At 65.7% G+C, this 11,108-nt stretch carries 15 protein-coding genes and 1 pseudogene; 6 read left to right on the top strand and 10 right to left on the bottom strand.

From position 1 onward, the window contains the following. Window positions 1–124: 124 nt before the first annotated feature. The 4 genes from ACWEO7_RS36495 to ACWEO7_RS36480 form a co-directional block, all read right to left on the bottom strand. Window positions 125–997: a hypothetical protein gene (locus tag ACWEO7_RS36495; protein WP_452430072.1), complete on the bottom strand. Its 873-nt coding sequence runs from the start codon at window positions 995–997 to the stop codon at window positions 125–127. Between the two features lie 109 nt (window positions 998–1,106). After that, complete coding sequence (locus ACWEO7_RS36490; RefSeq protein ID WP_452430070.1) at window positions 1,107–1,532, bottom strand: PIN domain-containing protein; 426 nt, start codon at window positions 1,530–1,532, stop codon at window positions 1,107–1,109. Continuing rightward, the gene (locus ACWEO7_RS36485; RefSeq protein ID WP_452430068.1) at window positions 1,532–1,747 is read right to left on the bottom strand and encodes a hypothetical protein; all 216 of its coding nucleotides are present in this window, start codon (window positions 1,745–1,747) and stop codon (window positions 1,532–1,534) included. The genes ACWEO7_RS36490 and ACWEO7_RS36485 overlap by 1 nt, the downstream gene beginning before the upstream one ends. A gap of 587 nt (window positions 1,748–2,334) precedes the next feature. Beyond that, on the bottom strand, window positions 2,335–2,541 hold the full coding sequence (locus tag ACWEO7_RS36480) for a hypothetical protein (RefSeq protein WP_452430076.1): 207 nt from the start codon (window positions 2,539–2,541) through the stop codon (window positions 2,335–2,337). On the opposite strand from ACWEO7_RS36480, the gene ACWEO7_RS36475 reads away from it, so the two are divergent. Next, entirely contained in the window at window positions 2,458–2,670 is a 213-nt protein-coding gene (locus ACWEO7_RS36475) for a helix-turn-helix domain-containing protein (protein WP_452430066.1), read from the top strand. The genes ACWEO7_RS36480 and ACWEO7_RS36475 overlap by 84 nt on opposite strands. Before the next feature lie 131 nt (window positions 2,671–2,801). Here ACWEO7_RS36475 and ACWEO7_RS36470 read toward each other — a convergent pair whose 3' ends face one another. The 3 genes from ACWEO7_RS36470 to whiA form a co-directional block, all read right to left on the bottom strand. Continuing rightward, window positions 2,802–2,942, bottom strand: coding sequence for a hypothetical protein (locus ACWEO7_RS36470; protein ID WP_452430065.1), 141 nt, complete (start codon window positions 2,940–2,942; stop codon window positions 2,802–2,804). An 855-nt stretch (window positions 2,943–3,797) separates the two neighbouring features. Then, a complete protein-coding gene (locus ACWEO7_RS36465) occupies window positions 3,798–4,166 on the bottom strand; it encodes a hypothetical protein (RefSeq protein ID WP_452430063.1) in 369 nt (122 codons plus the stop codon). A gap of 99 nt (window positions 4,167–4,265) precedes the next feature. After that, window positions 4,266–5,201 (bottom strand): DNA-binding protein WhiA, encoded by a 936-nt coding sequence (whiA, locus tag ACWEO7_RS36460; RefSeq protein ID WP_452430061.1) that lies wholly within the window; start codon window positions 5,199–5,201, stop codon window positions 4,266–4,268. Window positions 5,202–5,989: 788 nt separating this feature from the next. On the opposite strand from whiA, the pseudogene ACWEO7_RS36455 reads away from it, so the two are divergent. Together ACWEO7_RS36455 and ACWEO7_RS36450 are read left to right on the top strand one after the other, a co-directional pair. Next, window positions 5,990–6,142: pseudogene (locus ACWEO7_RS36455) on the top strand (recombinase family protein); the annotation flags it as partial. Window positions 6,143–6,345: 203 nt separating this feature from the next. Next, window positions 6,346–6,522: a helix-turn-helix domain-containing protein gene (locus ACWEO7_RS36450; RefSeq protein WP_452430074.1), complete on the top strand. Its 177-nt coding sequence runs from the start codon at window positions 6,346–6,348 to the stop codon at window positions 6,520–6,522. A gap of 19 nt (window positions 6,523–6,541) precedes the next feature. Here the strand turns inward: ACWEO7_RS36450 and ACWEO7_RS36445 are convergent, their stop codons facing one another. Next, on the bottom strand, window positions 6,542–6,673 hold the full coding sequence (locus ACWEO7_RS36445; protein WP_452430059.1) for a hypothetical protein: 132 nt from the start codon (window positions 6,671–6,673) through the stop codon (window positions 6,542–6,544). Between the two features lie 378 nt (window positions 6,674–7,051). Between ACWEO7_RS36445 and ACWEO7_RS36440 the strand changes: the two genes are divergently transcribed. Both ACWEO7_RS36440 and ACWEO7_RS36435 read left to right on the top strand, forming a co-directional pair. Next, on the top strand, window positions 7,052–7,789 hold the full coding sequence (locus ACWEO7_RS36440) for an HpcH/HpaI aldolase family protein (protein ID WP_452430057.1): 738 nt from the start codon (window positions 7,052–7,054) through the stop codon (window positions 7,787–7,789). Window positions 7,790–7,846: 57 nt separating this feature from the next. Beyond that, entirely contained in the window at window positions 7,847–8,023 is a 177-nt protein-coding gene (locus tag ACWEO7_RS36435; RefSeq protein ID WP_452430055.1) for a hypothetical protein, read from the top strand. 146 nt (window positions 8,024–8,169) lie between these two features. On the opposite strand, the gene ACWEO7_RS36430 is transcribed toward ACWEO7_RS36435, so the two are convergent. Beyond that, window positions 8,170–8,673 carry a hypothetical protein gene (locus tag ACWEO7_RS36430; protein ID WP_452430053.1) on the bottom strand — a complete coding sequence of 168 codons (504 nt, stop codon included), beginning with the start codon at window positions 8,671–8,673 and terminating at the stop codon, window positions 8,170–8,172. Window positions 8,674–8,798: 125 nt separating this feature from the next. On the opposite strand from ACWEO7_RS36430, the gene ACWEO7_RS36425 reads away from it, so the two are divergent. Beyond that, window positions 8,799–9,347 (top strand): TetR/AcrR family transcriptional regulator, encoded by a 549-nt coding sequence (locus ACWEO7_RS36425; RefSeq protein WP_452430051.1) that lies wholly within the window; start codon window positions 8,799–8,801, stop codon window positions 9,345–9,347. A gap of 190 nt (window positions 9,348–9,537) precedes the next feature. Here the strand turns inward: ACWEO7_RS36425 and ACWEO7_RS36420 are convergent, their stop codons facing one another. Then, window positions 9,538–10,770, bottom strand: a complete 1,233-nt coding sequence (locus tag ACWEO7_RS36420) for a hypothetical protein (protein ID WP_452430049.1) — start codon at window positions 10,768–10,770, stop codon at window positions 9,538–9,540. Between the last annotated feature and the right edge of the window lie 338 nt (window positions 10,771–11,108).

Below are 11,108 nucleotides of genomic sequence, written 5' to 3'. Positions count from 1 at the left end.
CCGCCAACGCCAACCCGACACCGTCCGCGGCTACTTCCGCGCGCCCCACATCCGCTACACGAGCCTGAAGGAAACCCAATAGTTACGGTTCAATATGTATCACGCGAGTCAGGTGCGGCGATTACTACCGGGAGGATTCCCAATCATTCCATTCTTCGAGTCGACGCGGATAGTAGTAATCGTACCACCTGCCGTCGAACATCGTTTCAGCAATGTCATGACGTAGTTGCTCGCGACTCGGGACAATGCCGTGCGGGTAAAAGCCGCCGGTATAGTAATTATACTGCAGCAACTGCATCGTACCTCCGAGGAGGGCTTGCGGCGCCGCGAGACCAGGGTTTGCAAGAATCTCCCGAACTACCCCGAACTTGAATATTTGCGCATCCGCCTCATCTAAAAAGTCGTTCCGAAGGGCTGCTTTTATCCACTCTTCCTTTGTTAAACCTTCTTTCGGTGGGTAAATTTTGACGCTCTCCCCTTTGCTGGCATGGCCTACCTCATGCGCAAGGTGGCCTACCAGTTCTTGCGGCTCACTCTTCAGATCCTTATTGATAATGATCCTTTTTCTATCGTGGTCGGTTATCCCCTCGATGCCTTTGTCGAGTTCCCCGAATTCGATTCGCCATCCGTCCCTCAGCAACTTGTCCATTGTCGTCTGCAATATCGGAGAGGCCGCGATAAGTTCGGCAGATTCTGGAGGCAAGTTACCGAAGAAGTTGCGTTGCTCTTCTTCTTCGCGCCCGTTCCAGGCAGCGTCGACGGCCACGGTGGCGGCAGTGCCGATGATCGCCAACTTGGATGCGTCCCGAATCATATGCCCTGTATCAAAGACGCGAAGACGCCCCCGGCGATCGGCTTGAAGCAGGCCATCGACGCCGTGGCGCCCGGCTCGGCTGTATCCGGAGATGATGTCGGATGTATTTTCCATACCCTTGCGAGCAGCGGCCGCGATCCGGCCGGCGGCTGCACACATCGCCGCTGTGGCAGAACGATACACTGCAGCTGGTTTCCGTTCGTGATCGATAACGGGATCATGTGTCCCACAGGATTTGATTACAGGAAACGTGATCAGGTGAGTGGGGGGATGTTCATGCCGGGCAGGAATCTCAGCTGTCGTATGGCAACAGGACAAAATTATCGAAACCCCACAAGGGGCGCAGAGTTCGGAAATGCCGCTGGTCCAGCGTCATGATGCGGTTGGTGCGTTCGCGGTCGGCGATGACCACGTTCGAGGCATCGGCGATTCCGACGTAGTCACCGCCATACCGCGCGGTCACAGCAAGGCCCGCTGCATGGTGGTTCGACGTCCATTCCGCCAAGTCGTACGCTCCGCTCGCTACATCCGAGGCAAAGTCTTGCGCCGCACGAGAACCGAGTCTCGTGTAGAGCATGTAATCTGCTTCGGCGACAATCATTGGCGAGATCACCAGCCGGTCATCGGCCTGTTCGACGATTCGAGCCAGCGGTTTGTGCTCGTCGTAGGATTCGTCGAACAGTGCCAGGATCGCGCTGGTGTCGACAACGATGGCCATCAGAGGTCGAAACCTTGGCCGAGTTCGGTGTCGATCTCCTCGGCCGAGAGCGGCCGATTGCTCCGGTAGCCACCGACGGTAGGCCTCGGTCGCGCATCGGTTTTGTTGAGCAGCTCATCGATCGCCTGTGCCAGTGTGATCCCTTTCGACACCGCGACTCGCTGGAGTCGGTCTCGAACCACTTTTGGGACCTTAATAGTCGTCATATCAGACATACCGAAAGTATACCAGGCTACCAGAAGTAGCCCAGAGTGGACGCGGAAGAGGGGCCGGCGCGAACGAGGGCGCTCCCGCCGTCTTGTGCTGCGAAGCGACGCGAATCGGTGATTTGGGAAGGATTTGACCGAACGGCGATGCGCCTGCCAGGAAAGAGTCTATGGTGCAGTGGGAAGGACTGGGCCTGCGGTGTTCAGCGGCAACCGGGCACCACCTGCCCCGGCAGCCACGACCATCGCGGTGGCCCCGAAGACACGCGGGCAGCGGGTGAGCACGTATGGCTGTTTCTCGCATTTATGTGGTTGCTGGCGGAAGACCAGCAACGAATCCGATCCGGGTGGACAAACGCCCACCCGTCAGCCGCCGCTTCGTTCGACCGACAGGCGCAGCGGCCCGGAGACATCCCCGGCCTCCGGGCCGCTCGCCACCCCGCTCTCTTCCCGCCTGTCCGCGTCGAGATTCCCCCGCTGAACCCCAGCCGACGTCTAACCCGGGTGTATCGGAGCCGGTCGGTTCACGGCACGCTGATTCCGCCAGCTCCTGCCTTCCACCACAGCGCGAGCACAGCCGTGGACCGTGCCTACCATCAAGTGTTCCGGATGCGGGTGCGCTGGGACGACCGTCGCCGCAGCGCCCGCCCCGCGGCGCGGGAACTCACCGCCGCCAACACGGCCGCGCTCAGCAGGCCGCCGCCACCCAGGTCGCTGCCGTGCGGGCGGCGCTGGCCGTGTTCGGCGACCGGGTTCCCGACCACCTCGCGGCCATCGCCCGGCTGAGGCTGCAACACCCGCACGCCGGGATGGGCGCGCTGGGGAGGCTGGCTACCCCGCCCCTGTCGAAGCACACCGTTGCCGGACGGCTGCGACGGCTGATCACCCTGGCCGACCGCCACACGGGCCGCGGCACGACCGGAACACCCTGACCATCACAGCAGCGGCTACTGCTCAGCAAAGCCGTATCGTCGGTGGGTTGCTGCGGCCTGGGGCGATAACCCTCTACATGTTGTTGTGTGCCGCAGGCGAGCGGGCGGCCCGGCCGGGGAAGGGTGGCGGGTCAGCGGATGCCGAAGCGGCGGGCGCGCAGTTCGGCCGGCACGCGTCGCACCGCGGCCGGGTCGGCGTCGGTGAGTGCGGCCAAGTCCGCCATCGAGTAGTTGCCGCGCTGGGCGCGGATGCCACCGACCGCGTGCAGCACGACCAGATCGTCTGCGGCGGCGCTGCGGGTCGTCGGTGACGCTGGCGAGCACTTCGTTCTTCAGCTCCTGCGCACGCCAGCCGATCTCGTCGACGACCACCACCGGCGCCGCGGGATCGAGCCGCTTCAGCACTGCGAGGACACCGGCGATTCTTTCTTCCAAACTGAGCATCCTCTTCCCCCTGGATCTGGGTAACCGGCTGCGTCCTGTCCGAGCCAGGGTACCCCCGTCACCAGCACTGAGAGGTGTTCCCTATCGTGAAAATCTCTCTGCCAGAGGGGAATACAACTCCGACGCAGCGTCCGAAAACGTGCGCGGGCATTGTCTCGGCGCTCATGGACCCCTTCCTGGCGAGCCGATCAGTGGTGGGCTCGGATCGTCGCGGGCCCGGACCCAGGATCCGGCAGCCGCGCCGCTCACCCGAATCCGGCGTCCACACCGATGACTCGTTCGCGGCTATCCGCCCGTGGCGTGCGCCGGTGTCTCGCTGAGCCGGGTAACCACCCGAGTGTGGCCGTGGGGGAACGCGACCGTTTCTGCTGGCCGCGGGCCGCGGTGACGACCTCACCCTCGACTCGATCGCCGCGGCCGGCACCGAGGACGTCGCCGAGGTTGCCGAAGCGCTTCAGGAACTCATCGAATCCGGCTACCTGGCCCGGGCACGCCAGGTCGGCGGCGAACTCGGCGAATCGGCATGGACCATCACCGACACCCCCGACCAACCCGAAACACCCTGACACCGAAGCCCGAAGGCCCGAAGCCCCGCAGCGTCATCGGCCACGCCATCACCTCGATACCCGGTAGTGGCAGTTTCCGGCACACCCGATGCCGACCCGGCGTGCCTGGGCGTCATGTCATTCGGGGAAGTCGAGTCCGGCAACGAGGTCGAAGAACTGCTGGTCGATGACGCCCCAGACCTCGACCTCGATCGCATCGATGATTCCCCGGTACTCGATGGTCCCGCCCGTGGACGGAGGCACGACGCGGGACAACCCGAGCAGCTGCGCCCATGCCTGCACGATCTCCGTAACCTGGGCTTCGTTGTAGTCCCGGCCGGCGGTGGTGCCGGAGACCGCGAGCGCGCCGGTGTCGTCGGTGACGAACATCTCCCAGCTCAACGGTGCGCACCCCGCCCGCTGCCCGACCTTGTTCACCACCGCCTCGACACCCAACTCGATCATCCGGCCGAAGCCATGACCACCGGCCGCCTCACGCCACGACATCACCGCCCCACCTCCTGTCCGCATCGAGGGACGCCGACCCGGGCTGCAGCAACCGACCGACGGTGCGATTTTGCTGAACGATAACCGCTGCTGTGATGGTCAGGGTGTTGCGGTCGTGTCGGGTTGCGTGGTGTGACGGTCGGCCAGGGCGATCAGCCGCCGCAGCCGCCCGGCGACGGTGTCCTTCGACAGGGGTGGGGTGGCCAGTTTCCCCAGCGGGCCCATCCCGGTCTGCGGGTGTTGCAGCCGCAGGTGCGCGATGGCCGCGAGGTGCTCGGGGACCCGGTCGCCGAGCACCGCCAGCGCCGCCCGCACGGCTGCGAGCTGTGTGGCGGCGGCCTGCTGGGCGCGGCCGGTATTGGCGGCGGTGAGCTTCCGCGTCGCGGAGTGAGCGCTGTGGCGGCGCCGGTCATCCCAGCACACCCGCACCTGCTGCGCCGCCCGGGGTGCGCCGATCCCGGCCAGTGTTGTGGTGACCGCGTCGATCCCGGCCACGGCGACGTGATCGGCGCCGGTGCGCTCGTGGTGACGCACCCCGGTGACGGCCCCCACCCGCCGCAGCGCCCCGGCCACAGCCAACGCGACCGCCAGCGTCGGGCAGGTGATCTGCAGTCTCGGCACCGGTCCGGTCAGATGAATCGTCCCCGCGGCCAGGAACCCCGCCCGCACGATCGCTGCGGCGTCCTGGTCGAGGCGGGCGATCACCTCCGGCGGCAACCCCTGCACCCGCCGCCCTTGGCGGGGGTCGAGCAGTCCTAACCGGACGCGCACCCCGGTCGCGTCCGCCACCCGCACCCGCCACCGCGGCCGCGCCCGGGGTCCGACCGCCGCCACCCGCCCCACTGTCTTCAGCTGCGCACCCAACAGCACGCACACCCGCTGCGCCGCGGCCCAGGAACCGACTACGAGCACACCGTCCCCGGTCGCGAACCGCACCAGCGTGACCAGCTCGACACGATCGGCGCGGTCATCCCGCGGTGCCGCGCACAACTCTCCGAACGCCACATCGGTTATCGACCCGAAATCGCCATCCACACCCCTCACCGTGCCAGCACACCCCCACCAGTCCCGTCACCAGGCGCGGCGCGCCGGACGCCACGGATCTCGCGGCCGCAGCGCAACAGCAACCGACGAGTGATGACCCGGCGATCCGGACAGACGATCAGACGGTCACCGACGCCGGGATCCACGGTGTGACGCGTTGTATGCGTGGGTTTCTCGCTGGTTCGCCGGTTGCGCGGGAGGCCACGCCGCGAAGCTTGCTCGGTGTCCGTTGTTGCCAGAGGTGGGCGGTGCAACCCGTCGCCGAACCGCGGTGAGTGTTCACGCTGCAGGCCCGCGGTCCGCCAGCGAGGCGCGGGAAGCACTCGAAACCTTCCCGGACCAGCCCAAGAAAGCCCTGGCGACGGCCAGGAGAAAGAGAGTCCGCAGTGAATATCCTGTCGATCCTGTCGCTGCTGCTCAGCGCCGGAAGCAGCGTCCTGTCCCTCGGCAGCAGCGGGCTCTGAATACGAGCGGGACGCCCCTGCTAGGGGAAGTGTTGCGACAAACGATAGAAATCGCCCGACCGAGCATGGGTCGATAAAACGTGTCGAAAACGGCTGATGTCCAACAATTCTTGTCGGCCCTTTCTCCTACAGTCCAGTCCATGGCATGGCCACGCCGACACGCGATCTCGACATCCCGCACCGCTCACTCTCGACGGCAACGCCCTCGACCCGATCGGTGGAGGCGGCGCGTTCATCGGCTACGGCCGCGTCTCCACCAAGGACTAGAACCTCGACCGGCAGGTCCACGCGCTCACCGCGGCCGGGTGCCAGAAGATCTACACCGACAAGAAGTCCGGCAAGGACGCCGAACGCGAGCAACTGCGGAAATGTCTCGAGTACATGCGCTCCGGCGACACCCTCGTCGTGCCGTCGCTGGACCGGCTCGGCCGGTCCCTCCAAGACCCGATCTCGATCGTCGCCGGACTCCGGAATCGCGGTATCGGATTCCGGTCCCCGCGCGAGGCCCTCGACACCACGACCCCCCGGCGGGCGCCTGGTCTTCCACGTGTTCGCCGCCCTGGCCGAGTTCATCCGCGAGCTGATCGTCCAAGGCACTCACGAAGGGCTGGACGCCGCCCGCGCCCGCGGGCAGCGCCTCGGCCGGCCACCGGCCAAGAACCGCCGAACAGATCCGCCAGGCCCGTGCCATCCTCACCCGACCGGAAGAGACCGTCTCCTCGGTCGCCCGGCTGCTGGGTGTCTCGCGGTCGACGATGTACAAGTACGTGCCCGAGCTGACCGACAGCAGCGATGCGGGTCGCATGATCGCGGTGGCCGCCAGCCGGGATACCTCACGCAGGTTGTAGTCGGGGTTTTCGAACATCCTCACCAGCCGCCCCACGCCTGGGCGAGGTCGTAACCCTCGCTTCGCGTCAGGTCGGTGAGGCCGTCCACGTGTGAGTCCAGCGACTCGACGGCGGCGGCGTGGTCCCGGTCGACCACGACCGAGGGTGGCATTTTCTCATTCGCGTTCTCGTCCATAATGTTTCGGTCCCTATCAGGCAGTTTCTCGCGCTTGCTCATCGATCTTCCGCACCACACCGCTCAACCCCGGGCCTGCCACTGGTGGACAGGGTGTGCCGCAGCGCCCGGCCCGGCCCGGCCGGGAGGCGGGAGGGGGTGGCGGGTTGCGATGTCTGCGGCGCGGGGCCGCTGATGATGCGGTGGATGGTGGAGCGGCCGACGCTGCATTCCTGGGCCGAGGTCGGCCGGACTCGCGTTGTTGTCGTGGTTGTGATCTCGGCGGTGGACCGCCCCCCGGTGCATAGCTGGGTTTTGGTAGCTACCGGGCCGCTGCACAACGAAATTCATGTGGGTGGTTGGTAGTGTGTGGCCGTGACATTCCAGCCCCGATCCGGCTCGATCGGCACGCTCGTTGGCATCGATAGCCCGGTGCTGACGGAGATGATCTCTGCGCTCGGATTCGACTTCCTCATGCTCGATCTTGAACACGGCACGATCGCCGACGACAGCCTCGCCTGCCATGTCATGGCTTCTGCTGTTCCGGTCTTGGCAAGGATCGGTGAGTCTTGTGAGGTGGCGGTCAAGCGCGCGGCCGATGCCGGTGTGGCCGCGGTCATCGCCCCGCGCATCCGCTCCGTGCGTAGCGCGGCGGAGCTTGTGGCGTGGGCGAAATACCCGCCGATCGGCGCTCGAAGCGTCGGGTTGTCCCGCAACACGATGCTGGGGTATCGCTTGGCCGAGGCGTTGGCAGACCATCACACGCCGAGGATCCTCGCACAGATCGAAGATGTCGATGGTGTCGCGAACGTCGAGGAAATCTGCCGCGTCGCAGGCATCGACGGAGTGTTCATCGGGCCTTTCGATCTGAGCGCATCCCTCGGATGCGCAGGTGATCTGGAACAACCGTCGTTCAAGTCAGCGGTAGAGAAGATCACCACTGCAGCCCACGCTGCGGGCCTGACCTGCGGAGTCTTCTGCCCTACCATCGAATCGTGCTCGACGTTCGCTGCGCTCGGAGTCGACTATCTCGTTTACCGATCCGACTCGCTCCTGCTGGTCGACGGCGCCCGAGCTGCGCTCGAGAAGCTACGGCCTGTCGATCGTCTTTAACGGAGAAGCTCGACACCGGTCAGGAAAGGCTGCCGGTCCGGGGCATCCAGTCCCGGCGTGATCACCACGCTCACGGCCGGGAGAGACACCCTCGGACACGACACCGCAGCGCTCACCCCCGGCATGCTCGGCCTCAACGCCCCCTACCCAATCATCGTCTGGGCCGCCGCCGAACTGCGCCGCTGGCTACTCCGCCGCAAGAACCAACCACACCGCCACCACGAACCCACCTGACCTGAGGGGGCGTCTCGTGGAGGGTCGAACGGCTGATCGGCCCAAACCCATCGCCCGTTCGATCTCGATCAGACCGGCGTCGAACGCCGTCGGCTGAGCGCGGCGTACCAGGTTCTCCACCAGACCGCGCGTTGGAGGGGTCTCTATCAGTAGGCGACTCCCTCCAGCAGCGAACGTACGAACCCCAGGTGAGTCGGCAGCGCCCGCTGCCATACGGTTGACGCGCCTGGGTCGTGAAATTGGACGAAAGTCGCCAGAAGAACACCGTTTTTGCTGCACCGGAACAGCAGTTGACCTTCGAAACCGAGGGCGGACTCCGCCCATAGCAGGACGTAATCGGGACCGGCATGCGCGATCGACCACCCCGCGACAGTGTGCGCGGTGCCAGCGGGAGCCAGGCGCAGTGCAATGACCTGCCACGCCCGCTCGAGCACCGCCCGCACCTCAGCGGGCACTTCCTCCATGATCGCCCGCGCCCACTGCTCCGCCGAGCGGTCGGCAGCACGATCGGTGTACAGCAGATGTGCGTCGCTGTGCTGAATGTCGGCCAAGGTGCTGAAGGCAAGCATTTCGGTGTCGATGTCGATGGCGTCGACCCTCGGCCGCCGCTCAGCGTCGACATTCTTCTCCCTCGCTCCGCGGGGCGTCATAGGAAATCCCTCTCGATCGGTCTCGTCAGCGGGCAGGTATCGGTCCACCAACCATAGATACAGTACTGTACTGCATCTATGAGGTAGTGTAAGCAAGAGCCCTACGACTGATTGGTTGACTGCTGATGGCCCCACCGGTGCGGAACCCCCGTCACGCCTGGCTCGACGCCGCCGTGGCGATTCTGTCCGAGTCGGGACCGGATGCCGTCCGTGTCGAAACCCTTGCGGCGCAACTGGGTGTAACCAGGGGCGGGTTCTATCGACAGTTCTCCGGCCGCCAGGAGTTGCTCGATGCTGTCCTCGACACTTGGGAACATCGCAGCATCGACGAGGTCAGACAGCGCGTCGAGCAAGAAGGCGGCGGCCCCAAGAGCAAGGTACGCAAGGCTGGCAGGCTGACCTTTTCGAAAGAACTACTGCCCCTCGATCTCGCCGTGCGGGAATGGGCCCGCCGCGAACCTGCCGTCGCTGCCCGGCTCGAGCGTGTCGACAACCGCCGGATGGACTACCTGCGTGACCTCATCGGCACGATCAGCGACAATCCACGCGACGTCGAAGCCCGCAGCATGCTCGCCTTCTCCTTGGTGATCGCCAACCACCTCATTGCCGCCGATCATCGCACGGGCACTCGCGCCGACATCATCGAAAGCGCCGCCCAGTTGATCCTGGGCTGAGACCCACACCCCGCAGGTCGGCGCCTCGGCCTGCGCACGCTGATCAGATCACCGGTGCGGTGCAACCGCGCGAGCCGGTCCACAGTAGTCTGCCGCAGCGGACTCACCGAAGGTGACAAATCCGTCGATGTACCGCGTGGCGAAGATGACTGGTAAGGATCCGTATTCAACTGGTCTGTATTCCCCCGGATCACGTCGTTGAGTGGTGGCCGGTTTCCCTGGTGGAGTAGGTCGTCCAGCTTCCACCGGCCTCGCCCCAGACCCGGGTCATGTGCTTGGCGGAGAAGCCGAGTGCGTCGGCGAGGACGGGTGCTGGTGCTTGGAGGACGAGCTGGCGGAGCGTGGCCGACTTCGTGGCCTGAGCGGGCAGACCGAGGTCTTGGCGGAGATGTCCGAGCAGGGTGCTCAAATGCACCGGTTGCCCGGCCCGGCGGCCGGGAAACAGCCATTGGCTTTCCGGGTTGACGGTGGTCATGTTCTGCCGGTTGTCGACGAGTTCCAGCAGCATTCCGGCCAGTGGTTCGGGGACCGGCAACGGTGGTGTGCCCAGCCGGATGAGCACCTGGCCGTCGTCGTTGACGATGTCGTCGATGGTGAGTCGGACGAGACGAGCGACGGGCTGGCCGTAGAGCAGCATGAGCGCGGCGGCAACGCGGGACCGCAGCGGCGGACGCGGGTCGGTTAGTGCCCGGCGTAATAGGGCGAGGCGACGGGTCTGGGTGAGGGGTTTCCCGGCTCCGGCCGTCGTGGTCGGGATGTCGTGTTTGGGCATACGTCCGGTGCTTTTCGCCCAAATCAGGAACGGACGCGCCAACTGGCGACGGTGTGCGAGGGCCTGGGCATGCCAGAGATCGACATCGGCCTGGGCGCACTCGCCGAGCTGGGTGCCGCGCTCATCGAGCCAGGCCAAGAACCGGGCGGCTTCCTCAACCGCGCCGAGGTAATAGCGGCCGGCGTCGACAACCGGGCCGCGTCGTGCGCGTCGGCGAAGCCGCGGAAGTTGATGCCAGAGCGTGAATTGCCGCAGCATCCGGAAGTGCGGGCTGTCGGCCAGTTCGGTCAATTTGCGGTGCAACAGCGCCTCTGCGTGCAACAGCTGCTTGTCGACGGTGGGCAGGACGCCGCAGCTCATCAGCAGATCACGCAGATAGGCGACGGCCCGCTGGTTGGGCAGCTCTTGCAGGGCGTCGTGGGTGATCGGCACCCGTCCAGCCGCGAGGTCGGCCAAAAGGCCGCGAACGACGGTGCTGCGCAGCCATTTCAGTCCGGTCAGGGGTTCGGGCATGCCGAGCACGGCGTCAACTAAGGGGGCGAGTTGAGGGTGGATCTGGCCGGTGCCGTCGTCGAGCAGTTCGCGTAGCTGCCGGGCGAGGGTGCAGCGGGTGCACTGTCGTCCGCCGTGCAGTTCACCTTCAATCCGCAACGGTCGCAGAAGAAGTCTCGGGTGATTCCGGCGCAGTCCCGGCAGATCGGTGCCGCGTCGCCGGATCGGCGGCCCGGGAGCAGTCGGTCGCTGCCGCATCCGGGACAGTGGCCGTGACACCACACTGCCTTGGCGTAGCAGGTGCGGCAGATCGCTCCTTCCCAGTTCGCGGCCTTGCCGGCGCGCCGACCGCATCGGACGCAGTCGCGGACGTGCCAGCGCTCGTATTGTCCGGCGTTCTTTTAAGAACTCAGTTCAGAATGAGTTTGCGGAGGCATATGACGGCGCAGGCGAGGCTGAGTAGGGCTTGGTGGATGTCGGCGCGGCGTTCGTAGCGG

The sequence above is a fragment of the Nocardia sp. NPDC004260 genome (assembly GCF_053603155.1).
The sequence above is the reverse complement of the archived record's forward strand: the minus strand, read 5'-3'. Positions and strand labels throughout refer to the sequence as shown.

What these genes read in the sequence shown, in the direction of transcription:
- ACWEO7_RS36425 (WP_452430051.1), top strand. Translation starts at nt 8,799, where the DNA reads ATGGCCCCACCGGTGCGGAACCCCCGTCACGCCTGGCTCGACGCCGCC.
- ACWEO7_RS36430 (WP_452430053.1), bottom strand. Translation starts at nt 8,673, where the DNA reads ATGACGCCCCGCGGAGCGAGGGAGAAGAATGTCGACGCTGAGCGGCGG.
- ACWEO7_RS36465 (WP_452430063.1), bottom strand. Translation starts at nt 4,166, where the DNA reads ATGTCGTGGCGTGAGGCGGCCGGTGGTCATGGCTTCGGCCGGATGATC.
- ACWEO7_RS36445 (WP_452430059.1), bottom strand. Translation starts at nt 6,673, where the DNA reads ATGCCACCCTCGGTCGTGGTCGACCGGGACCACGCCGCCGCCGTCGAG.
- ACWEO7_RS36485 (WP_452430068.1), bottom strand. Translation starts at nt 1,747, where the DNA reads ATGTCTGATATGACGACTATTAAGGTCCCAAAAGTGGTTCGAGACCGA.
- ACWEO7_RS36490 (WP_452430070.1), bottom strand. Translation starts at nt 1,532, where the DNA reads ATGGCCATCGTTGTCGACACCAGCGCGATCCTGGCACTGTTCGACGAA.